Source organism: Streptomyces sp. NPDC043680, from assembly GCF_056436685.1.
The window spans coordinates 198,083-220,578 of record NZ_JBWKCE010000006.1; the positions used below are offsets into that span (position 1 = coordinate 198,083).

The window sequence follows — 22,496 nt, forward strand, 5'->3', positions numbered from 1 at the left end:
CGCAACTCCCGGTGACATCCAGGTGAATTCCGCGTGCACGCTCACCCAGCGTCATGGATGGGCGCCTCAAGATCACGCTGAGCCGGAACGTACGATCGAATGCGTGACATTCGCCCAAGGTTCGAAGAACTCTTCCCGACGCGGCGGCCGCTCCTCCACCATGGGCGGCATGCCCCTCAACGACATGCCGTGGTGGCGCTGGCGCAGCAACGTGCGCTCGGCGCTTCACATGCTTTCCGATCCGGCGTTCCACGAGGAGACCTGGCTGGCCGGGGTCGAGGGATACGGGGACGTCACCGACGCCGTGTACCGCCTCGTCGAGGACACCTGGCTCGACAGCTGGTCCGCCGAGAAGTACGTCGGCACGATCTTCCGCGACTCCCAGGAGGCCACCCTCGTGGACCTCGCGGTGCTGCGGGTGCTGCGCATCCTGCACCAGGTCGGCCCCGACGCCCCCGTTTCCGCCTACCTGGAGCACCACGCCTGGCCCGAGGCGGTACGGGCGGCCCGCGAGGCCCACGTACGGCTGTCCACCGCGGACGGGGACGACCCGGACGAGGCGCCGCGCTCGCTGGAACTCCTGAGGATCCTCACCCGCGCGGGGTGAAAGACGGAGTGTGAAAGGCTGTGGGGTCATGAGCGACGACCCGCACACCCAGGCCCCCCAGCAGTACGTCCTGACGCTGTCCTGCCCCGACAAGCAGGGCATCGTGCATGCCGTGTCCAGTTATCTGTTCATGACCGGATGCAACATCGAGGACAGCCGGCAGTTCGGCGACCACGACACCGGCCTCTTCTTCATGCGGGTCCACTTCTCGGCCGACGCCACCGTGACGCTGGACAAGCTGCGGGCCAGCTTCGCCGCGATCGGGGACTCGTTCCGGATGGACTGGCAGCTGCACCGCTCGGACGACCGCATGCGGATCGTGCTGATGGTGTCGAAGTTCGGGCACTGCCTGAACGACCTGCTGTTCCGTACGAGCATCGGCGCGCTGCCGGTCGAGATCGCCGCCGTGGTCTCCAACCACACCGACTTCGCCGAGCTCGTCCGCTCCTACGGCATCCCCTTCCACCACATCCCGGTGACGAAGGACACGAAGGCGCAGGCCGAGGCGCAGCTGCTGGAGCTGGTGCGCGCCGAGAACGTGGAGCTCGTGGTGCTCGCCCGGTACATGCAGGTGCTGTCGGACACCCTGTGCAAGGAGCTGAGCGGGCGGATCATCAACATCCACCACTCGTTCCTGCCGAGCTTCAAGGGCGCGAAGCCGTACCACCAGGCGCACGCGCGGGGCGTGAAGCTGATCGGTGCGACCGCCCACTACGTGACGGCCGACCTGGACGAGGGCCCGATCATCGAGCAGGAGGTGGAGCGGGTGGGCCACGAGGTCACCCCCGACCAGCTGGTGGCGATCGGGCGCGACGTGGAGTGCCAGGCGCTGGCGCGCGCCGTGAAGTGGCACAGTGAACACCGCGTGCTCCTCAACGGCAGCCGCACGGTGGTCTTCGCGTAGTCGCGTCTCCGTCGTGGCCCCGGGCCTGGTCCGGGGCCACGCCCTGTCCGGCCCCGCCTAGAGGCGACTGAGCGAGGCCGCGGCAAAGAGGACGTCGCGGATCGCCTCGCGGTCGCCGTGCTGGCCCACCGCCGCCTCCTCCGGCCAGATGTGCCCGGCGGCCAGCTGACAGAACTCCGCCCCGTCGAGTGCGATCCGGGCCACCGTGTGGTCCGGCGAGGGCTTCGCCGCGGGGGAGTCCAGGGCGATGTCCCCGCTGCCTCCGCCCGCGCCCTCGATCTCCAGGTGCAGCGTCCGCCCCGGCGCCCCCGCCGCGACCAGGCTCCGCGCCGGAGCGGCCAGGCCCGCCCGCCGCCGGTGGGCCAGGGCGCTCGGCAGGAGCCGGGCCGCCAGGTCGATCATCCGGTTCAGATGGGGCCCGGACGGCGGGTCGTACGGGTAGTCCACCGCCTCCGCGATGTCCCACGCGTGCACCCAGCACTCGAAGGCCCGCTCCAGGAAGGCGTCCCCGAGCGGCAGCGCGAACGCCCCGTAGGCCACCGACAGTTCCGCCACGCCCCGACCGGCGAACGACACCGTCCGCACCAGTGTGTGGCCCTGCTCCCGCCACGGTTCGCGGACCTGGCGGGTGGCGGGGTGCGCGGCGGAGTCCCAGTAGAACTCCGTACGGGCCGTCGTGCCGCCCTTCTGCGGTGCGTCGGGGCCCAGCGGATCGTCCAGTCCCAGCGCCGTCGCGATCAGCCCGTCCACCGTCAGCAGATGGCCGATCACCCCCGCCACCGTGGTCCGGCGCGACTGGTGCCGCTCCTCCTCGAACCACTTCAGCCGGACCGGGGTGTGCCACTCCGAGTCGCCGAAGTCCCGCAGCAGCGCGTCGAGCCGCGCGGTCTCGGTGTCGTACGGGCTCGCCCACACCGGCACCGGGATCCGGGCCGGCCGCTTGCCCAGGCAGTCCTCCAGGACCCGCGACCGCAGCAGCGGCTTGAGGTCGAGGCTCTCCTCCGGGTGCAGCAGGCCCACCGCGTCGCGCAGCCGCAGCGCCTCCTCCGCGCAGGGCGCGCACTCGGTGAGGTGGTCCTCCACCGCCTGCGTCTCCTCGGCGGAGCACGCGGACAGCGCCCATGCGCCGAGCAGTGACTTCAGCACGGCGTGCGAGGGCGGCGGTTCCTGCGGTTCCTGCGGCTCCGCCTCCGGCACCGGTTCGGGCAGCGGCCCCGGCGCGTACCGCGGGTCGAGGTCGTCGGCCGGTTCGCGCGGACCCGGTATCCGGGCGCCGGCGCCTCCGGGCCGCTGCTCCTCGAATCCGTCGTCGGCTGGCTCGGCGGGGCCGTTCATCGGGGCGTTCCATATCCGGGCGGGGCGGTGTCCTCCCGGGGGAGGGCGTTGGCGGTCGACAGCAGCTGGAGTCCGAGCCTCAGTCGGCGTCGGGCCTCGTCCTCGCTGATCTGCAGGTCGGCGGCCGCCTGACGGTAGTCGCGGCGCTTGAAGTACGCGAGTTCCAGGGCGGCGCGCAGGGGCGCGGGCATCGACGTGACGATGTAGTCGGCGCGGGCCGCGGCATTGGCGCTGCGCACCTTCTGCTCCAGCTCCTCGCGCGAGCCGCGGCCCAGTTCGGCCTGGCGCAGCCGGGCGACGGCCTGGCCCTGGGTGATCCGGGCGACCCAGGACCGCATGGAGCCCTGCTTGGGGTCGTAGGCGTCCGGGTTCTCCCAGATGTAGCCGAACACCTCGCGGGTGATCCGGTCCGCGGCCTTCTCGTCGCCGAGCACCCGGTGCGCGAGGCTGTGCACGAGCGAGGCGAAGCGGTCGTACAACTCCCCGAGCGCGGCTGCCTCACCGCGGGCGAGGCGCTGCTGCATGCGCCGGTCCCAGCGCGGTGGTACGTCCTTCGGCATAAGTGCCCCCAGCCGTGTGTCGACGCATCGAATGTAATGGGCAGTGGCAGGTCCGCGCCCGTTTTGGGGGAAGCTCCCCCTGGAAGAGTGCCCTGCGTGATACGGCGGTGGCGGGGGGTGAACCGTGCGGCGGGCCACGGCACATGGGCACTGGTGTACGCGCCCCGCCGCGCTCCCCGTGCGCGGGTTCGATGCGGCCACCGGCTTGACGGCTTCGCTTAACGCGCAGGCCACCGAGGCCTTACGCTCCTGGCTTGTCTTGAACTGCACCCCACCGCACATGTGAAGGCGGAACCACGAATATGGACAGCGCAGAATACGAGCGCAAGATCGCCGCCCGATTCGCCACCTTCGACCAGGACGGCAACGGCTATATCGACCGCGAGGACTTCAGCGCCGCCGCGAAGGCGGTGCTGGCCGAATTCGGCACCACTGCCCGCTCCGACAAGGGCCAGGCGGTCTTCGCCGGCGCGGAGGCGTTCTGGCAGGGCATGGCCGGCATCGCGGACGTCGACGGCGACCAGCGCGTGACCCGCGAGGAGTTCATCACGGGGGCGGCGAAGCGGCTGCGGGACAACCCGGAGCGGTTCGCGGAGATCGCCCGGCCGTTCCTGCGCGCGGTGATCGCGGTGGCGTCCGGCGACTCCGCGGGCACGACCCCGACGGCGGCGGCCCGCGTACTGGGCGTGCTCGGCACCCCCGCGGAAGTGGCGACCCGGGTGGCGGCGGCCCTCGACACGGACGGCGACGGCCACATCTCGGAGGACGAGGTCCTGACGGCCTTCGCCGCCTACTGCGGTGTCGAGGCCCCGGACGCGTAGGGCCCGCCCGCTTCCCTGATCCCCGTGCGGCCGGTGCGCCGCACGGCGCTCCGCAGCGGCGGCGGGCGTGCGGTCGCCGCGGGCCGTGCGGTCGCCGCGCGCCTGGCCGCCGCGGCCGGCTCGCGCCCTGCGACGGGTCAGCGGGCGAAGCGTTCGCGGAGCTTGTACTTCAGGACCTTGCGCAGGATCTCGTTGCGGGGGAGGGCGTCGACCAGTTCCAGTTGTTCGGGGAGCTTGTGCGGGGACAGGCCCTGGGCGCGGAGGTGGGCCGTGAGCGCGGGGAGGGTCAGCGGGGCGGCGCCCGGAGGCTGTTCCACCACCGCGCAGACGCGTTCGCCGCGGTCCGCGTCCGGGAGGCCGATCACCGCCACGTCGCCGACCGCCGGGAGCTGGTGGAGGAGGTCCTCGATCTCCTTCGCCGAGATGTTCTCGCCCTTGCGGATGATGACGTCCTTGCTGCGGCCGGTGAGGACCAGGTAGCCGTCGGGTGTCAGGTGGCCGAGGTCGCCGGTGATCAGGTAGCCGTCGGCGTCGAAGAGCTCCGCCGACCGGTCCCCGTTCAGGTAGCCCCGGCAGACCGCCTCGCCGCGCAGCCGGACCTCGCCGTCCGTGCCCGGCGGGAGGGGGGTGCCGTCCGGGGCGGTGATGCGGATCGACATGCCCGCGGGCGGGCGGCCCTCGGTGGTGGCCAGGTGGTCGGCGGTGTCGTCCGGCGAGCCCATGGTGATCATCGGGACCTCGGTCATGCCGTAGCCGTGGGTCAGCTGGCAGCCCAGTTCACGGACGACCGCGTGGTAGATCTCGGGGGGCTTCGGCGCGCCCCCGCCCGCGAGGAGGCGGAGGGTGGGGATGAGCCTGCTCTCCGGTGACTTGCGCTGTTCGCCGAGGAAGAGGGAGTAGAAGGCGGTGGAGCCGCCCGCGACCGTGACGCCGTGGCGGCGGTAGCCCTCCAGGGCGTCCGGCAGGGCGAACTTCTCGAACAGCACCGCGGGGAAGCCGTAGAGCAGCAGCATCACCAGGTAGTCGGGGCCGCCTATGTGCGCGTACGGGAACGCCACCGAGCCGACGTCGGCGGGCCCCAGGTGCAGGGCGTGGGCCAGACAGGAGCCGCCGGCGATGAGCGAGCGGTCGGTGTGCAGGACTCCCTTGGGGTCCGAGGTGGTCCCGGAGGTCCAGTAGATCCACCGTACGGAGGTCCCCTCGCCCGGCGGCGCGGGCAGCACGGCCGGGTCGCCGTCCGGGAGGTCCCCGTACGCCTCGAACACGCCGCGCGCGCCGAGCCGCCCGGCCATCGCCGTGTGGTCGAAGCCCCGCCAGACGCCCGGGACGGCGAAGAACTCGGCCTTGGACTCGCGCAGCGCGAAGCCCACCTCGCGGTCCCGGTAGAAGGGGATCACGGGAGTCTGGACGGCCCCCATCCGGGCCAGGGCGACGGAGAGCAGCACCGTCTCGATCCGGGTCGGCAGCTGCCAGGCGACGACCGTGCCCGGGCGCACGCCCATGCCGTACAGGCCCGCCGCCACCCGCTCGGCGCGTCCGCGCAGTTCCCCGAAGGTCAAGGTCCGGTCCTCGGCCGGGTCCTGGGCCGCCTGGACGAGGACGGGGGTGTCGGGGGTGAGCGCGGCGCGCCGGGCGACCAGCTCCCAGAGGGTGGGGGACGCGCCCAGCTCCCTCGCCGTGACCGTGGTGTCCGCCGCGTACGGCATCGCAGACCTCCCGCTAGCTGACGGTGAGTCAGGTCAAGGGCAGAGCGTAGGCCTCGGGCGCTTGTCGGTCCAGGGGTGGCGGGGCTAGCTTGTTTCTGACGATCCATCAGATATTTGGGCCTGCCGCGAGGGGACACCATGGAACTGCCTCGGATCATCAGCGTGGACGACCACGTGATCGAGCCCGCGCACCTCTTCGACGTCTGGCTGCCGGCCAAGTACCGCGACCGCGGCCCCAAACCGCTCACCGCGGGCATCGGCGAGCTCCGGTACACGGGCGGCAAGTACGTGATCTCCATGGACCCCGACGGCCCGCCGACCGACTGGTGGATCTACGAGGACCTGAAGTTCCCGTACAAGCGCAACATCGCCGCCGTCGGCTTCGACCGCGACGACATGACGCTGGAGGGCATCACCCGCGAGGAGATGCGCCGCGGCTGCTGGGACCCCGCGGCGCGCCTCGCCGACATGGACCTCAACCACGTCGAGGCCTCCCTGTGCTTCCCGACCTTCCCCCGGTTCTGCGGCCAGACCTTCGCCGAGGCCCACGACAAGGAGGTCGCGCTTGCCTGCGTGCGCGCCTACAACGACTGGATGGTCGAGGAGTGGTGCGGCGACAGCGGCGGCCGGCTGATCCCGCTGTGCATCATCCCCCTGTGGGACATCGACCTCGCGGTCGCCGAGATCCGGCGCAACGCCGCCCGCGGAGTGCGCGCCGTCACCTTCTCCGAGATCCCCACCTACCTGGGCCTGCCCTCCATCCACTACGGGTACTGGGACCCCTTCTTCGCCGTCTGCCAGGAGACCGGCACCGTCGTCAACATGCACATCGGCTCCTCCTCCCAGATGCCCGCCGCCTCCCCCGACGCGCCGCCCGCCGTCCAGGCCTCGCTCAGCTTCAACAACGCGATGGCCTCGATGATGGACTTTCTCTTCAGCGGGGTCCTCGTGAAGTTCCCGACGCTGAAGCTCGCCTACAGCGAGGGGCAGATGGGATGGATCCCGTACGCCCTCGAACGCGCCGACGACGTGTGGCAGGAGCACCGGGCCTGGGGCGGGGTCCGCGACCTGATCCCCGAACCGCCGTCCACCTACTACTACCGGCAGATGTTCTGCTGCTTCTTCCGCGACAAGCACGGCATCGCCTCGCTGGACGTCGTCGGACGGGACAACGCCACCTTCGAAACCGACTACCCGCACGTCGACTCGACCTTCCCGCACACCAAGGAGGTCGCCCTCGACCACGTGAAGGGCCTCGACGAGGAGACCGTCTACAAGCTGATGCGCGGCAACGCCATCCGCATGCTCGGCCTCGACCTCGACCTCGACCTGGACCGCGGCCTGGACCGGGGCCGGGCCGCCTAGTGGACCTCACCTACACGCCCCGGGAGCAGGAGTTCCGGGCCGGGCTGCGCGCCTGGCTCGCCGAGGTGCTGCCCGGGCTGCCCCCCAGGCCGTCGCCCGACGACTGGCCGGGCCGGCGCGCCTACGACCTCGGCTGGCAGCGCAGGCTGTACGACGCGGGGTACGCGGGCCTGCACTGGCCCGTCGACGCCGGCGGCCACGGAGCCACCCCCACCCAGCACCTGATCTTCCTGGAGGAGACGGAACGCGCCGGCGCCCCCTACGTCGGCGCGAACTTCGTCGGGCTGCTGCACGCCGGACCCACCATCGCCGCCGAGGGGACGGCCGAGCAGCGGGCGCGCTGGCTGCCGCCCGTCCTGCGCGGGGACGAGGTGTGGTGCCAGGGCTTCAGCGAGCCCGGCGCCGGATCCGACCTGGCCTCCCTGCGCACCCGCGCGATCCGCGACGGCGACGACTACGTGGTCACCGGCTCGAAGATCTGGACCTCGCACGCGGAGGTCGCCGACTGGTGCGAACTGCTCGTCCGCACGGACCCCGCCGCGCCCCGGCACCGGGGGATCTCCTGGCTGGCCATGCCGATGGACGCCCCGGGCATCACGGTCAGGCCGCTGCGCACCCTCGCCGGGTCCACCGAGTTCGCGGAGATGTTCCTGGACGAGGTGCGCGTCCCCGCCGGCCACCGGGTGGGGGCGGAGAACGACGGCTGGCGCGTCACCATGGTGACCCTGTCCTTCGAGCGGGGCACCGCCTTCGTCGGCGAGGTGGTGGCCTGCCGCCGCACCCTGGGCGAACTCGCCCGCGCCGCCAAGGCCAACGGCCGCTGGGACGATCCGGTCCTGCGGCGCCGGCTCGGGCGGCTGTACGCGGAGTTCGGCGCCCTGTGGCGGCTCACCCAGTGGAACGTGAGCGGGGCCCAGCGCTCCGGCGGGGTCCCCGGCATCGGCGGCTCCGTGTTCAAGCTGGCCTACTCGCACGCCCGGCAGGAGCTGTACGACACCGCCGCCGAGGTGCTCGGCCCGGACGCCCTCGTGCTGGACGGCCCGTGGATGCTCGACCGGCTCTCGTCCCTCTCGTACACCATCGCGGCGGGCACCTCCCAGATCCAGCGCAACATCGTCGCCGAGCGGATCCTCGGCCTGCCGAAGGGCCGGTGAGGACATGGACTTCCAGCCGACCGAGGAGCAGCGGGACCTGCGCGCGGGCGTACGGGACCTGCTGGCCGGGCGGTACGGGCGCGAGGCCCTGCGGGCGGCGGTGGACGGCGGCGGCGGTCTCGACCGGAAGCTGTGGCGGGAGCTCGGCGAGGCCGGGTTCTTCGCCCTGCGGCTCCCGGAGGGGGAGCGCGGGCTCGGGGTCGGGCTCGGACTGCCGGAGGCGGTCCTCCTCTTCGAGGAGGCGGGCCGGGCCCTGCTGCCGGGCCCGCTGGTCGCCACCCACCTGGCGGCCGGGACGGTCCCGGGAGCGGCGGAGGGGACCGCGGTGGTCACCGCCTTCGACCTGGACGGGCCGCTGGTGGCCCACCTGGCCGAGGCCGACGCGATCCTGGGCGCCGCGGACGCAGCAGGCCCGGCGGGAGCCGCGGGTGCAGCGGGCCCCGCGGGCGCCTCGGAGCTTCCGGCGGGGGAGCCGGTGCCTTCGGTGGACCCGCTGACCCCGCTGTACCGGGTGGCGGCCGCCGCAGCCCCGGGGCACCCCGAGGCGTACCGCGACGAGGGGGCGCTGCTGACGGCCGCGCTCCAGCTCGGCAGCGCACTGCGGACGGTGGAGCTGGCGGTGCGCCACGCGAAGGAGCGCGAGCAGTTCGGGCAGCCGATCGGCGCCTTCCAGGCGGTCCAGCACCTGTGCGCGCAGATGCTGGTACGGGCGGAGGTGGCCCGTACGGCGGTCTACGCGGCGGCGGTCACGGCCGACCCGGGGGAGACCGCGGGAGCCAAGCTGCTGGCCGACGAGGCGGCCGTGCGCAATGCGCGGGACTGCCTCCAGGTGTACGGGGGAATGGGATTCACGTGGGAGGCCGATGTGCACCTTCACCTCAAGCGGGCCTGGGTGCGGGCCCGGCAGTGGCTGAGGGCGGCGGAGGCGGAGGAACGGCTCGCGGAGGAGTTGCTGGCGGCGGGTGCGCCCGCGGACCCGGAGTAGCGGGCTGTCACGGGACGGGCACGGGAGGGACGGAGCGGGACGCATGTCCGATTACAGAGAGTTGATATCGGTTTGTGTCCTTGTCCCGGCTCATTGCAGCCTGTACTCGGGGGACTGCTCCGGTACGCTCCCGGGAATGCGAGCGGTTGAGCGGCGCGAGCGTCGCACAGTATGCACCACGCCTACTACTTCGCGCTGGAATATGCCCGAAGCGCTTGTTGTCGTGACTGTATGTCAACCATGCTGCTCCGCAAGGGGGTCACGGTCGGTGATCCCATCCTGTCGCGAGGCGAAGTGTCCGCCGGTTCGGATGGTGTGAGCGGTGCAGGTGCTTCAGGTGCAGCTGGAGGTAGGACCGGACCCCGCCGAGGTCGGCCGGGCCCGCAGGTGGGCGCGGTCCCGGCTGGCGGGGTCCGGCATAGGGGACGACGAACCGCTCGCCGAGACGCTGATTTTGCTGATCTCCGAGCTGGTCACCAACGCCGTCGTCCACACGGGCGCTCCGGCCGTGCTGCGGATGCTGTTCGGCGGTCCGGGCGTACGGGTCGAGGTCGCCGACGCGAGCGACCGGGCGCCGGCCCGGCGGCAGGCCGCCGGGGACGACACGGGCGGGCGGGGGCTGGAGCTGGTGGACGGCCTGGCCGACCGCTGGGGCTGGCAGCGCGAGGGCGCGGGCAAACGGATCTGGTGCGAGATCGACCGCGCGGAGAAGGCCGCCGCGGACGGTCCCGGCGGAGGCCTCGCCCGGGGTGCCGGCAGGCCGAACGAAAATTTTGGATCGATCCGGGAACCGCGCGTGTACCTCTAACGAGGTGTTGACGGACCGTCAACGGTTGATCACTCTTGTGTTCAACGATTCGTCGCGAGGGGACGCCAAGGGCAGGCCTTGACGAGTGCGGGTCGTGGGGTGGCGGCTGCCGTGCCGCGCTCGGGGCGTGCACGACCGTACGCCGCCACCCGCTGGACCGCGCCGCCGCCACCACGCGTGGCGGCGTGCGTCACCGGGGCGGCGCGACCAGCCCCAGTTCGTACGCCTTGATCACCAGATGGACCCGGTCCCGGGCGTCGAGCTTCGTCAGCAGCCGCGCCACGTGCGACTTCGTCGTCGCCACCGTGATGAAGAGGTCCTGCGCGATCTCGCTGTTGGACCGGCCGCGCCCCACCAGCGTCAGCACCTCCTGCTCCCGCGCCGTGATCGCCGGTGTCCGCTCCGGGGCCGGAGCCGAACCGTCGACGAAGTCCGCTATCAGGCGACGGGTCACCCCCGGCGCGATCAGGGCGTCCCCTGCGGCGACCACGCGTACCGCCGCGAGGATGTCGTCCAGCGCCATGTCCTTGACGGCGAAACCACTGGCGCCGGCGCGCAGCGCCCCGTACACGAGGTCGTCCTCGTCGAAGGTGGTCAGCATCAGCACCCGGGCCGCGCCGGGACCGGCCGAGGTGATCCGGCGGGCGGCCTCGATGCCGTCCATCTCCGGCATCCGGATGTCCATCACGACCACGTCGGGCGCGAGCTCGGCGGCGAGCCGGACCGCCTCCGCGCCGTTCGCGGCCTCGCCCACCACCCGCAGGTCCGGGGTGTCGGCCATCAGGACGCGCAGTCCCGAGCGCACCAGCGGCTGGTCATCGGCGAGCAGGACGCGGATGCCGCTGTCCGTCACTTCTCCTCCTCCTGTACGGGCCGTACGGGCCGTTCGGGCCCTTGCCCTTGATCCGGTTCCAGCGGCAGGACGGCCGCCACCCGGAAGCCGCCCCCGGGCCCGGGCCCGGCCTCGAAGCCGCCGTGCAGCAGGGCGGTGCGCTCCCGCATGCCGGTGATCCCGAAGCCGCCCCCGCCGCCGGCCGTCCCACGGCCGTCGTCGGTGATCTCCAGCGACAGCTCCTGCGGCGCGTACGCGACGGCCACCCGGCAGTGCGCGGCGCGCGCATGCCGCACCACGTTGGTCAGCGCCTCCTGCACGATCCGGAAGGCGGCGAGCTCGATGTCGGGCGGCAGCGGCCGCCGGTCCCCGGACCACACCAGCTCCACCCGTACCCCGGCGTCGGCCGAGGCGGTGGCCGCGAGCCGGTCGAGGCCGTCGAGTCCGGGCGCGGGGGCGAGCGGGGCGGGCTCGCTGCGGCGCAGCGCCACCAGGGTGCGGCGCAGGCCGGCCAGGGTCTCGCGGCTGGTGGCCTCGATGGCCTGCAGCGCCTCGCGGGCCTGGGCGGGCCGGGTCTCGATGACCCGGCTGCCGACGCCCGCCTGGATGGCGATGATCCCGATGCTGTGGGCGACCATGTCGTGCAGTTCGCGGGCGATCCGCAGCCGTTCCTCCGTCAGGGCCTGTTCGGTGGCCTGGGCGTGCGCCTGTGCGGCGGCCTCGCGGCCGCGCCGTACGGAGTCGCCGATCAGCCACCCGAGGACGACGATCGGCAACTGGGCCTGCATCAGCACCGGGACCGTGTCCGCGCCGGGCCGCGCGAACTGGGCGAGGAGCAGCGCGAGCACGGTGAGGACCACGGCGGTCAGGGCCGTCCGCCGCGGGCGCCGGGCGGCGACCAGGCCGAGCGCGACCGCGGCGGGCAGCACCAGGGCCGGCGTGAGCGCGGGCGCGTTCGCCAGGAACAGCATGAGGTGGACGCCGAGCAGCATCAGGCCCAGCGTGAGCAGCGGCGCCCGCCGCACCAGCACGGCGGCGAGGGCCAGGCCCAGGACCGCGAGGAGCGGTCCCACCTCGAAGATGCGGTCACCGAAGCCGAGGGGCACGCGGAGCGCCAGGTTGGAGAGCGCGAGGGTCACGAGTCCGGCGCCGGCCCACAGCCCGACGGTCTGCCACCGAAGTGGAGTCCGCCCGTCGGCCGAGGGCGCTGATGAGGTGTCCATGTCGCGACCCTAACGACCGTACTGGGCACCGGCATCGGCCTGCGGGATGCATCCCGGGGGCCGGTGTGCCCCCCGGTGATCACGAGGGAATCCGCCTCAGGAACAATCGGGAACGCACCACAGGTTACTCAGCAGTAGGAGCACCACGTTGGACCAGGACAGGCGTCACCAGGCCGAGAGCTTCCTGCATTCCGGTGAGCGGTTGATCGCCGTGTGCGCCTGTGAACCGGCTCCGGGCGTTCCGAGCCCGCCGGAATCGCTGCTCGCGCCGCCGGAGCCCGCGGGGCTCGGCCAGAAGATCGAGGAGAAGCTCCCGCGCTCCCTCCACGGCCTGTTCAAGGCCCGTACCCACGACTCCCGCCGGTCCAGGCCGGCCGCCGCGGCCGAGGCGGCCGACCGGCTCCCCGACCTGGCGGACGACCTCGGCACGCGCCTGATGCACGGCAAGAGCATGGAGGGCGGCTGGCAGAGCTCGGCCGGACAGTTCCTGATCAGCCGCGCCAATGCCCGGGGCTCGGTGCCGGACGTCCTCGTGGTGACGGACCGGCGCTGGTTCGGCCTGACCGACGTGTCACCGCTGTGGCAGTCGACGCCGGTGATGAAGCAGTACTGGGAGGCCCCGCGCTCGGCGGTCGTCGCGCTGCGCGCCAACCCGACGGGCCTGCTGCAGAAGGGCCGGATGGACATCGAGTTCGCGGACCTGTCCTGGGTCGCCTTCCTCGCCGCCACTCCCGCCGAGGCGACCGCCTTCGCGGCGGCCGCGGCCCGCTTCCACTGACGGGACCCCCGGGGCGGCCACCGTACGGGCGCCTGCCCGGAGGGCTCGGAAGCCGGGGGCCGGGCCGGAGCCGGGGCCGCAGCGGGGGCCGGAGCCGGGGTCAGAGCACGGCCACCGGGGCCACCGGCGTGCCCGTGCCGCCGACGAAGGGTTCCGGCATGGCGGAGAGCAGGAAGCCGTAGCGCCGCACTTCTGCACAGGCTGTGGACAAGTTTTCGAGGTTCCAGTTCTGGCCCTGGTGCATGCCCATCTCGACGAGGTCCAGCGCGTGCACCGGCAGCCACAGGCCGTCGATCTCCGGCGGGAAGATCTCGAAGGTCAGGGTGTCGTTGGCCACGGCCGCCACGTCCCTCGCGTGGAACCACTCGGGCGTACGGACCGAGAGCCCGGGTGACGGGAAGCCGTAGCCGTGCTTGTCGCCCGCCAGGTAGACCTGGACCTGCCCGGTCCGCACCAGCACGACGTCGCCCGCCCGTACGGTCACCCGGCCGAACTCCTCCGCCTCGGCCAGGTCCTCGGGGGTGACCGCATGCCCCCCGGGCAGCCGGTCCAGGCCCTTCGCGCGGGCCACGTCCAGCAGGACGCCCCGCGAGAGGATCGGGGCCGCCTTGTCGATCCCGCTGAACTCCGAGCGCCCGTGCGCGGTCACGGTGACGGCCGGCCGGCCGTTGTAGATCTTCCCCGAGTGCGAGACGTGCGTGAGCGCGTCCCAGTGCGTGCCGGCCTGGAGCCCCATCGTCACGGCGTCGTCGCTGCACGCCACGGTGCCCGGTCCGAAGAGCTCCTGGTTGATCTGCACCATCGTGTGCAGCGGGTTGATCCGGCCGGGGATCAGGCCCGCCTGCACCCCGTCCTCCTTGAGCGGCAGCGCGAGTGGGACCCGCCGGCCCGTACGGACCTCGGCGGCGGCGGCCCTGACGACCTCGTCGGTGATCAGGTTCAGGGTGCCGATCTCGTCCTCGGCGCCCCAACGGCCCCAGTTGTTGACGCGTTTGGCGATGTCGTGGAACTCGGCGGGCAGGCCCATGACCTCATCAGCTCCTGGAGATGCGCACGAGGGCTTGTGCAGCCGCATCCGACTGCCCATAGAATCTAACGGTCCGTCAGAAACCGCGGGAAGGGGTCGGCGTGGGGAACTTCTTGGCAGGCAAGGTCGTGGCCGTCACCGGCGCAGGCCGGGGCATCGGACGCGCCGTGGCCCTCGCCGCCGCCGCCGAGGGCGCCAAGGTCGTCGTCAACGACTACGGGGTCGGCATCGAGGGCGGCGAACCCACCAGCGAGGTCGCCGCAGCCGTGGTGAAGGAGATCACCGCGGCGGGCGGCGAGGCCGTCGCCGTCGCCGACGACATATCCACCATGGCGGGCGGCCAGCGCATCGTCGACACGGCGCTCGCCCGGTACGGGCGCATCGACGGGGTCGTCTGCGTCGCCGGCATCCTGCGCGAGCGGATGCTGTTCAACATGTCCGAACAGGAGTGGGACCCGGTCCTCGCCACCCACCTCAAGGGCACCTTCACCGTCTTCCGCGCCGCCTCCGCCGTCATGCGCCGCCAGGGCTCCGGCACCCTCATAGGCTTCACCAGCGGAAACCACCAGGGATCCGTGGCGCAGGCCAACTACAGCGCCGCCAAGGGCGGGATCATCTCGCTCGTCCGGTCCGCCGCGCTCGGCCTGGCCAAGTACGGGGTCACCGCCAACGCCGTCGCCCCGGTCGCCCGCACCCGCATGTCCGCGAACGTGCCCATGGAGCTCAAGGAGATCGGCGAACCCGAGGACGTGGCCGCGCTCGTCACCTACCTGCTCTCCGACCGGGCCGTCGCCGTCGGCGGCGAAAGGATCACCGGCCAGGTCTACACGATCGCCGGCCCCAAGATCGCCGTGTGGGCGCAGCCCCGCGAGCTGCGCGCGGGCTACGCCGAAGGCTCCTGGACCCCCGAGAAGATCGCCGACTTCCTGCCCGGGACGGTGGGCACCGACCCGATGCCGCTGCTCGCGCAGTTGGAGGCCATGGCCAAGGCGGCGGCCGTCAAGGACCGCCCCAACGCCTAGGGGGCGGCGACGTGGACTTCGGCTTCGGACCCGAGGACGAGGAGCTGCGCGCCCGCGCCCGCGCCTGGCTCACCGAACACCTGGCGGGCCCGTACGCGGACATCCGCGGCCTCGGCGGCCCCGGCAGCGAGCACGAGGCGGTCGCCCCGCGCCGCGCGTGGGAGCGCGAGCTCGGCCGGGGCGGCTGGATCGGACAGGGCTGGGAGGCCGAGGGCTACGGCAACCGGCGGCTCTCCCTGACCGGGCAGGTGGTGTGGGCCGAGGAGTACGCGGCGCTGCGCGCCCCCGCCCGGGTCGGCCACATCGGCGAGAACCTGCTCGCCCCGACGCTGATCGCCTACGGTTCGCCGGAGCAGCGGGACCGCTTCCTGCCCGCCATCGCCCGCGGCGAGGAGCTGTGGTGCCAGGGGTACAGCGAGCCGGGCGCCGGATCGGACCTCGCGGGCGTGCGTACGGCGGCGGTACGCGAGCCCCGTCGGGGCGCGGCCGGGCTGCTGCGCGTCACCGGGCAGAAGATCTGGACCTCGCTGGCCCGGGAGGCCGACTGGTGCTTCGTCCTGGCCCGCACGGAAGCGGGCTCCCGGGGCCACCGAGGGCTGTCCTTCCTGCTCGTGCGGATGGACCAGCCGGGGCGGGTGGAGGTGCGGCCGATCCGCCAGATGTCGGGGACCAGCGAGTTCAACGAGGTGTTCTTCGACGGGGCGGTGGCGGCGGAGGTCGTCGGCGGGGAGGGCAACGGCTGGACCGTGGCCATGGGCCTGCTCGCCCTGGAGCGCGGCGTCTCGACGCTGGTCCAGCAGATCGGCTTCGCGGCGGAACTGGAACGCGTCCTGGCCTCGTACACGGCCTCGGGTGCGGAGGACCCCGTACTGCGCGACCGGCTCGTGCGGCAGTGGGCGGAACTGCGCACCATGCGCTGGAACGCCCTGCGCACGCTGGGCACCTCGCCCGACCCGGGCGCGCCGAGCGTGGCCAAGCTGCTGTGGGGCGGATGGCACCGGCGGCTCGGTGAGCTGGCGGTGGCCGTCCGCGGCGCGGCGGCCTCGGCCGGACCGGCCGACTGGGCGCCGGGGACCCCGTACGAGCACGGACTCGACGAGGCACAGCGCCTGTTCCTGTTCACCCGCGCCGACACCATCTACGGCGGCTCGGACGAGATCCAGCGGAACATCATCGCCGAGCGCGTGCTCGGCCTGCCCAAGGAGTCCAGGTGAGGTCCACATGAGGGGCGTCGTGTTCGACGGCAAGCAGGTCCGGGTGGTCGACGATCTGGAGCTCCGGGAGCCGGGGCCCGGGGAGGTGCTGGTCGGGATCCGGGCGGCGGGGCTGTGCCACAGCGACCTGTCGGTGATCGACGGGACGATCCCGTTCCCCTCGCCGGTGGTGCTGGGGCACGAGGGCGCGGGCGTCGTCGAGGCGATCGGGGCGGGCGTGACGCACGTGGCGCCCGGTGACCACGTGTCCCTGTCCACCCTGGCCAACTGCGGGGCGTGCGCGGACTGCGACCGGGGGCGGCCGACCATGTGCCGCAAGGCGATAGGGATGCCGGGGCAGCCGTTCTCGCGCGGCGGGAAGCCGCTGTTCCAGTTCGCCTCGAACTCGGCCTTCGCCGAGCGGACGATCGTCAAGGCCGTACAGGCGGTGAAGATCCCTGACGAGCTGCCGATGACCTCGGCGGCGCTCATCGGTTGCGGGGTCCTGACCGGGGTCGGAGCGGTGCTGAACCGGGCGCGGGTCGGCCATGGGGAGTCGGTGGTCGTCATCGGCACGGGCGGCATCGGGCTGAACGTGATCCAGGGGGCCCGGATCGCCGGCGCGACGGCCATCGTCGCGGTGGACGCGAACCCGGCGAAGGAGGCGGTGGCCCGGCAGTTCGGCGCCACGCACTTCATCGACGCCTCGGCCGTGCCGGACTCCTCGGCGGCGGTCCGCGAGATCCTCCCGACGGGCGCGGACCACGCCTTCGAGTGCGTGGGCGACGTCAGGCTGATCCGCCAGGCCATCGACCTGCTGGACCGGCACGGGCAGGCGGTCCTGCTCGGGGTGCCGGGCTTCACGCAGGAGGCGTCCTTCCAGGTCTCGTCCCTCTACCTGGACAAGACGATCATGGGTTGCCGGTACGGCTCCTCGCGTCCGCAGCGGGACATCGCGCTGTACGCGCAGCTCTACCGGCAGGGCGGGCTGCTGCTGGACGAGCTGGTGACGGAGACCTACCCGGTCGAGGACTTCGCGAAGGCGGTGGACGACGCCCGGCACGGCCGGGTGGCCCGGGGCGTGCTCACGTTCTGAGGCACGCCGTGGTGCGGGGGGTTCCGGCTTCGGCCGGGGCCCCTCGGCCGTGGGGCGCCGTGGGCGGACCGGCCGGGGTGGGCCGGCCGGGGGTGGGCCGGCCGGGGTTCACGGGGCCAAACGACCGAAGCGGCCCTTGTGGAAGAGGAGCGGATCGCCCTCGCCGGCGGCGCCCATCGCCTCGACCCGGCCCACGACGATCAGGTGGTCCCCGCCCGTGTGCACGGCGTGGATCCGGCAGTCGATCCAGGCGGGCACCGCGTCGAGCTGCGGGGATCCCGTCACGGGGGCGGGCGTGTGGGCGACCCCGGCGAACTTGTCGGCGCCGCTGACCGCGAAGGCCCGGCACAGCTCGCCCTGCTCGGCGCCCAGGATGTTCACGCAGAACACCCCGGCGCGGGCGATGCGGGGCCAGGTGGTCGACGTACGGGCCACCATGAAGGTGACCAGCGGCGGGTCCAGGGACAGTGAGGCGAAGGACTGGCAGGCGAAGCCGGCCGGACCGTCCTCGTCCGCGCCGGGCGGCGCGGTGATGACCGTGACGCCGCTGGCGAAGTTCCCGAGCACGGCACGGAACTCGGCGGGACTGACGGGCGCGCGCTCGTCCTCGCCGACGGCCCGCAGATCGGGCCGCGGCAGGACTTCGACCGGCTCCGGCTCCGTCTCCGGCGCGGCGGAGGTGGCGGAGCCGACTGACCTGAGGTACCGGACGACGGTGGCCGCCATCCCTGCGTGTCCCATCACGTACCCGATTAGAACTGACGGTGCGTCAGATGGGAAGGGTTTCGGCCGCCCGGGGTGGGACCCGGGAGGCGGCGTACGCAGCCCGGCCGCGAGCCCGGCGGACGCGGCGCGCTGCGCCGTACGGGTGGACCCGCGCCGTGCAGCGACGTGCACGGCGGTGCTGTCCCGGGCGGTGTCGGCATCGTGGCCTGCGGCCCGCCGGCCCCGTCCCCCCAGGAGGATCCCCATGCTCGGCACCGACTTCCGTATCGGATCACCCAACTGGCTCGACCTCGGCAGCCCCGACACCGCGGCCGCCACCGGCTTCTACGGCTCCGTCTTCGGCTGGGACTTCGTCTCCGCCGGTCCCGAGGCCGGCGGGTACGGGATGTTCCAGCGCGACGGCAAGACCGTCGCCGGACTCGGGCCGCTCTCCGAGGAAGGCGCGCAGTCGGCCTGGATGGTGCACTTCATGAGCCCGGACATCCAGTCCACCGTCCAGGCCGTCCGGGACGGCGGCGGGAAGATCCGGATGGAGCCCATGGACGTCATGGGCGAAGGCTGGCTCGCCCAGGCCACCGACCCGCAGGGCGCCGAGTTCGCCGTGTGGCAGCCCGGGAAGACCTCCGGCCTGGAACTGGCCTCCGCCGAGAACTCACTGCTCTGGGTGGAACTGCACGTGCCCGACCCCACCGCGGCCATCTCCTTCTACGAGAGGCTGTTCGGCTGGCGGAGCCAGGAGATGGAGGCGCCCGGCATGACGTACCGCGTCCTCAGCACCAAGGAGGGCGACCAGCAGCAGGCCTCGTTCGGCGGGGTCGCCCCGATGGGCGAGGGCGCGAGCGGCGGCGTCGAGAAGCCGCGCTGGGTGCCGTACTTCCACGTCACCGACGTCGACGCCACCGTCGGGTCCGCCCAGGAGAAGGGCGGCTCGGTGCTCATGCCGGCGGCGGACGTGCCGGACGTCGGGCGGATCGCGTGGCTGGCCGACCCCTTCGGGGCCCGGTTCGCGCTGCTGAAGCCCAACCCCCGGATGTAGGACCGGAGGGAGGGAGGGCGGGGCGGGGGCAGGGCGAGGCAGGGCGGTGTCAGGGCTCAGCGGCCGAGGTACTTGGGCGTACGGCGCTCCACGAAGCTCGCCACGCCCTCGTTCGCGTCGGCGGTGGTCATGTTGATCTCCTGAGCGGTGGCCTCGGCGGCCAGTGCGGCCGCCCGGCCACCGTCGAGGGAGGCGTTGACCAGCTGCTTCGTCAGGGCGATGGCGCGGGTCGGGCCCTGCGCCAGGCGCTCCGCCCACCCCCGGGCCGTGGCCTCCAGCTCCGCGTCGGCGACCACCTTGTTGACCAGGCCCAGCCGCTCGGCCTCCGCCGCCGGGACCGCGTCGCCGAAGAACATCAACTCCTTGGCCTTCTGCGGGCCGAGCAGCCGCGGCAGCAGATAGGCGCCGCCGCCGTCGGGCACCAGGCCCCGGCGTACGAAGACCTCGATGAAGCGGGCCGATGCGGCCGCCAGGACCAGGTCGCAGGCGAGGGCGAGGTGTGCGCCGATACCGGCGGCCGTTCCGTTGACGGCCGCGACCACCGGCTTCTCGCAGTCCAGGACCGCGGTGATCAGGCGCTGCGCGCCGAGGCGGATCATGCGGGCGATGTCGCCCGCCACCCGGTCACCGGCGGCGGGACCCCCGCGCAGGTCGGCGCCCGCGCAGAAGCCCTTGCCGGTGGCGGTGAGGACGACGGCCCGCACGGCGGGGTCGGCGGAGGCCTCGCCGAGCAGGGCGATGATCCGCTCCCGCTGGTCCCAGGTGACGGCGTTCATGGCCTCGGGGCGGTTGAGGGTGATCCACGAGACGCCGTTGTCGGTGCGGTGCAGTACCAAGGAAGCGAGGGGATCGGGGGCTGGTTCGACACGGGGGGAGTCGGTCATGGGGGCACTGCTCCAGTCAGGGACGGGGAAGGGACCTCGCGCTGTAGGGGACCTGCGCAGGGTGCGGGCCGCCCGGGCCGGCGTCCCGCGCCGACGGAAGCCGGGCTACGGGACGAGGTCGTGTCGCCCGGCGGCGGCGGTGGCAGCGGTGGTCGCGGCGGTGGCAGCGGTGGCGGCGGCCTCATCGGCAGATGGCCAGGGCGTCCAGCGCCACCGCGCCCTGGCCGCGCGGGAGCACCATCAGCGGGTTGATGTCCAGCTCCGAGAGGGAGTCGCCCAGCTCCAGCGCCATCCGCTGGACCCGCAGGACGACCTCGACCAGCGCGTCGACATCCGCCGGGGGCGCCCCGCGGACCCCCTCCAGCAGGGCGTGGCCGCGCAGTTCGGCCAGCATCGCGCGGGCCTGGTCCTCGCCGAACGGCGGCACCCGTACCGCCGCGTCGTGCAGCACCTCCACCAGGACCCCGCCCAGTCCCACCGTCACGGTCGGGCCGAAGAGGTCGTCCTGCGTGACGCCGACGACCATCTCGACGCCCCGCTCCACCATCTGGCAGACCAGGATGCCGTCCAGCGGGACGTTCTCGTAGCGCGCGATGTCCGTCAGCTCCCGGTACGCATCGCGGATCTGGCTCGCCGAGGTCAGGCCGATCTTCACCAGGCCCAGCTCCGTCTTGTGCCCCAGCTGCGGTCCCGATGCCTTCATCACCACCGGGTAGCCCACCAGTCCGGCCGCCCGCACCGCGGCCGCCGCACTGGTCACCAGTTGCTCGCGCGGGACCCGTATCCCGTAGGCCCGCAGCAGCTGCTTCGCCGCGTGCTCGCTGAGCTGCTGGCCCGGGCGCATCAGCGCCTGCGCCTTGCGGTAGGAGGGGGAGGGGGTCCGGGGGGCGTCCTCGAAGGGGGAGCGGTAGACGGCGGTGAAGCGGTGGTGGCCGAGGTAGGCGCGTACGGCGGTGATGCAGTTGCCGAAGGTGCGGAAGGTGGCCACCCGGGAGGAGCCGAGCAGGGTGGTGCGGTAGGCCTCCTCGGTGCCGACGGGAGAGCCCCAGACCACGCAGATCAGCTTGTCCGTCTGCTCGGCCGCGTCCACCAGGTCCTGGGCGAGCTTGTCGCTCATGGGCGGGAAGGGCCCGGTGATCGGGCAGATCAGGACGCCGACGGACGGGTCCGCGAGGATCGCGTCGATGATCTTGCGGCCGCGCCAGTCACCGACGGGGTGGCCGCCGTTGTCGACGGGGTTGGCGACGTTCAGATACGGCGGGATCCACTGGTGCAGTTCGTCCTGCTTGGCCGGCGAGAGGGTGGGGAGCGTCAGCCCCGCCTCCGACGCGAGGTCGGAGAAGTGGGCGCCGGTGCCGCCGGAGATGGAGTAGACGACGACCCCCTCGGCCCGGGGCCTGCGGGCGCGGGCGAGCAGGGCCGCGGTGTCCTGGAGCTCGTCCAGGCCGTCCACGCGGATGACGCCGAACTGCCGCATCGCCGCGTCCACGACGGTGTCGGCCCCGGTCAGCTTGCCGGTGTGGGAGGCGGCCGTCCGGGCGCCGGTCTCGGTGCGGCCGACCTTGACCGCGACGACCGGGATCCCGTTGCGCGCGGCCCGGTCCGCGGCCAGCAGGAAGGAGCGGCCGTCCTTGAGGCCCTCCACATAGCAGGCGATGGCGCCGACCTCGGGCTGCTCGGCGAAGTAGGAGATGAAGTCGGCGGTCTCCAGGTCCGCCTCGTTGCCCGTGGGCGCCCAGTGGGACAGGCGGATGCCCAGTTCCTGGAGGGTGTAGACGGGGCGGCCCTGGTGGCCGGACTGGGTGATCAGGGCGATCGCCGGGCCTTCGAGGTCGTCGCGGAACTGCTCGAAGGCGTTGAGGTTGGTGTTGGGGCCGAGGAGGCGAAGGCCCGAGCGCCGGACCGCGGCGGCCAGCCGGGCCTGGGCGGCGGCGCCCGCGTCGCCGGTCTCGGCGAAGCCGGAGGCGAAGGCCACGGCGAACTTCACCTTGGCCTCGGCCAGTTCCTCGATCACCGGCAGCGGGTCGCCGACCAGCAGGACCGCGAGGTCCACCTGTTCGGGCAGGTCGGCCACGGACGCGTGGCAGGGCAGCCCGAAGACGGTGGGGCGGGTGGGGTGTACCGGGTGGATCCGGGCGCCGACGCGCTCCGCCCAGGCGATGAGCCGGCGGGTGATACCGGTGTTCGGTCTGCCCTCGGCGTCGGAGGCGCCGACGACGGCCACGGACTCCGGCCGGAAGAACCGGTCCAGGTCGGGCACATCGGCGTGCAGGGGCCGCCCGCTGACGTCCAGCGCGCCCGCCTCCCGGGCAGAGGGCGCCGTCGTGGAGTGGACGGCCGTCCTGGGGGTCTCCCCGCAGGCCTCGACACGTGCGCGGAAGTCGGTGGTGAGGGTGCCGTGAGTAGATCCAAGCATCGCTTCGCCCGCTCCTGC

At 73.0% G+C, this 22,496-nt stretch carries 21 protein-coding genes; 12 read left to right on the top strand and 9 right to left on the bottom strand.

The window, feature by feature from the left end; translation table 11 throughout:
- Window positions 1-160: 160 nt before the first annotated feature.
- The gene (locus AC0666_RS15895; protein ID WP_356850724.1) at window positions 161-607 is read left to right on the top strand and encodes an SCO4402 family protein; all 447 of its coding nucleotides are present in this window, start codon (window positions 161-163) and stop codon (window positions 605-607) included.
- A gap of 28 nt (window positions 608-635) precedes the next feature.
- On the top strand, window positions 636-1,511 hold the full coding sequence (gene purU, locus AC0666_RS15900) for a formyltetrahydrofolate deformylase (protein WP_361714393.1): 876 nt from the start codon (window positions 636-638) through the stop codon (window positions 1,509-1,511).
- Window positions 1,512-1,568: 57 nt separating this feature from the next.
- Here purU and AC0666_RS15905 read toward each other — a convergent pair whose 3' ends face one another.
- Together AC0666_RS15905 and AC0666_RS15910 are read right to left on the bottom strand one after the other, a co-directional pair.
- On the bottom strand, window positions 1,569-2,846 hold the full coding sequence (locus AC0666_RS15905) for a maleylpyruvate isomerase N-terminal domain-containing protein (protein WP_478707761.1): 1,278 nt from the start codon (window positions 2,844-2,846) through the stop codon (window positions 1,569-1,571).
- Window positions 2,843-3,406: a sigma-70 family RNA polymerase sigma factor gene (locus AC0666_RS15910; RefSeq protein WP_361714399.1), complete on the bottom strand. Its 564-nt coding sequence runs from the start codon at window positions 3,404-3,406 to the stop codon at window positions 2,843-2,845. Before AC0666_RS15910 ends, AC0666_RS15905 begins: the two co-directional genes overlap by 4 nt.
- A 302-nt stretch (window positions 3,407-3,708) precedes the next feature.
- Between AC0666_RS15910 and AC0666_RS15915 the strand changes: the two genes are divergently transcribed.
- A complete protein-coding gene (locus AC0666_RS15915) occupies window positions 3,709-4,227 on the top strand; it encodes an EF-hand domain-containing protein (protein ID WP_478707762.1) in 519 nt (172 codons plus the stop codon).
- Between the two features lie 137 nt (window positions 4,228-4,364).
- On the opposite strand, the gene AC0666_RS15920 is transcribed toward AC0666_RS15915, so the two are convergent.
- Entirely contained in the window at window positions 4,365-5,933 is a 1,569-nt protein-coding gene (locus AC0666_RS15920; RefSeq protein WP_478707763.1) for a class I adenylate-forming enzyme family protein, read from the bottom strand.
- Between the two features lie 138 nt (window positions 5,934-6,071).
- On the opposite strand from AC0666_RS15920, the gene AC0666_RS15925 reads away from it, so the two are divergent.
- The 4 genes from AC0666_RS15925 to AC0666_RS15940 all read left to right on the top strand — a co-directional run bounded on the left by AC0666_RS15925 (window position 6,072) and on the right by AC0666_RS15940 (window position 10,245).
- Window positions 6,072-7,298, top strand: coding sequence for an amidohydrolase family protein (locus tag AC0666_RS15925; protein ID WP_478707764.1), 1,227 nt, complete (start codon window positions 6,072-6,074; stop codon window positions 7,296-7,298).
- Window positions 7,298-8,452, top strand: a complete 1,155-nt coding sequence (locus tag AC0666_RS15930) for an acyl-CoA dehydrogenase (protein WP_468581750.1) — start codon at window positions 7,298-7,300, stop codon at window positions 8,450-8,452. Before AC0666_RS15925 ends, AC0666_RS15930 begins: the two co-directional genes overlap by 1 nt.
- A gap of 4 nt (window positions 8,453-8,456) precedes the next feature.
- A complete protein-coding gene (locus AC0666_RS15935) occupies window positions 8,457-9,437 on the top strand; it encodes an acyl-CoA dehydrogenase family protein (protein WP_478707765.1) in 981 nt (326 codons plus the stop codon).
- A 322-nt stretch (window positions 9,438-9,759) separates the two neighbouring features.
- Window positions 9,760-10,245: an ATP-binding protein gene (locus AC0666_RS15940; RefSeq protein ID WP_361714417.1), complete on the top strand. Its 486-nt coding sequence runs from the start codon at window positions 9,760-9,762 to the stop codon at window positions 10,243-10,245.
- A 190-nt stretch (window positions 10,246-10,435) separates the two neighbouring features.
- Here AC0666_RS15940 and AC0666_RS15945 read toward each other — a convergent pair whose 3' ends face one another.
- Window positions 10,436-11,098, bottom strand: coding sequence for a response regulator (locus AC0666_RS15945; RefSeq protein WP_468970101.1), 663 nt, complete (start codon window positions 11,096-11,098; stop codon window positions 10,436-10,438).
- A complete protein-coding gene (locus AC0666_RS15950; RefSeq protein ID WP_478707766.1) occupies window positions 11,095-12,300 on the bottom strand; it encodes a sensor histidine kinase in 1,206 nt (401 codons plus the stop codon). The genes AC0666_RS15945 and AC0666_RS15950 overlap by 4 nt, the downstream gene beginning before the upstream one ends.
- A 148-nt stretch (window positions 12,301-12,448) precedes the next feature.
- Here AC0666_RS15950 and AC0666_RS15955 point away from each other — a divergent pair, with 148 nt between their 5' ends.
- Window positions 12,449-13,078, top strand: coding sequence for a hypothetical protein (locus AC0666_RS15955; protein ID WP_468970097.1), 630 nt, complete (start codon window positions 12,449-12,451; stop codon window positions 13,076-13,078).
- 100 nt (window positions 13,079-13,178) lie between these two features.
- Here AC0666_RS15955 and AC0666_RS15960 read toward each other — a convergent pair whose 3' ends face one another.
- On the bottom strand, window positions 13,179-14,105 hold the full coding sequence (locus AC0666_RS15960) for a cyclase family protein (protein ID WP_478707767.1): 927 nt from the start codon (window positions 14,103-14,105) through the stop codon (window positions 13,179-13,181).
- Window positions 14,106-14,206: 101 nt separating this feature from the next.
- Here AC0666_RS15960 and AC0666_RS15965 point away from each other — a divergent pair, with 101 nt between their 5' ends.
- Genes AC0666_RS15965 through AC0666_RS15975 form a run of 3 tightly spaced genes read left to right on the top strand, consistent with a single transcriptional unit; the run spans window position 14,207 to window position 17,416 of the window.
- Window positions 14,207-15,127 (top strand): SDR family NAD(P)-dependent oxidoreductase, encoded by a 921-nt coding sequence (locus tag AC0666_RS15965; RefSeq protein WP_478707768.1) that lies wholly within the window; start codon window positions 14,207-14,209, stop codon window positions 15,125-15,127.
- Window positions 15,128-15,138: 11 nt separating this feature from the next.
- A complete protein-coding gene (locus tag AC0666_RS15970) occupies window positions 15,139-16,341 on the top strand; it encodes an acyl-CoA dehydrogenase family protein (protein ID WP_468970088.1) in 1,203 nt (400 codons plus the stop codon).
- A gap of 7 nt (window positions 16,342-16,348) precedes the next feature.
- Window positions 16,349-17,416 (top strand): Zn-dependent alcohol dehydrogenase, encoded by a 1,068-nt coding sequence (locus AC0666_RS15975; protein ID WP_478707769.1) that lies wholly within the window; start codon window positions 16,349-16,351, stop codon window positions 17,414-17,416.
- Window positions 17,417-17,524: 108 nt separating this feature from the next.
- On the opposite strand, the gene AC0666_RS15980 is transcribed toward AC0666_RS15975, so the two are convergent.
- Window positions 17,525-18,142, bottom strand: coding sequence for a flavin reductase family protein (locus AC0666_RS15980; protein WP_468970522.1), 618 nt, complete (start codon window positions 18,140-18,142; stop codon window positions 17,525-17,527).
- Window positions 18,143-18,386: 244 nt separating this feature from the next.
- Here AC0666_RS15980 and AC0666_RS15985 point away from each other — a divergent pair, with 244 nt between their 5' ends.
- A complete protein-coding gene (locus AC0666_RS15985; protein WP_478707770.1) occupies window positions 18,387-19,178 on the top strand; it encodes a VOC family protein in 792 nt (263 codons plus the stop codon).
- A 56-nt stretch (window positions 19,179-19,234) separates the two neighbouring features.
- Here AC0666_RS15985 and AC0666_RS15990 read toward each other — a convergent pair whose 3' ends face one another.
- Window positions 19,235-20,062 carry an enoyl-CoA hydratase/isomerase family protein gene (locus AC0666_RS15990; protein ID WP_478707771.1) on the bottom strand — a complete coding sequence of 276 codons (828 nt, stop codon included), beginning with the start codon at window positions 20,060-20,062 and terminating at the stop codon, window positions 19,235-19,237.
- Window positions 20,063-20,243: 181 nt separating this feature from the next.
- Window positions 20,244-22,478, bottom strand: a complete 2,235-nt coding sequence (locus tag AC0666_RS15995; RefSeq protein ID WP_478707772.1) for an acetate--CoA ligase family protein — start codon at window positions 22,476-22,478, stop codon at window positions 20,244-20,246.
- Window positions 22,479-22,496 lie beyond the last annotated feature (18 nt).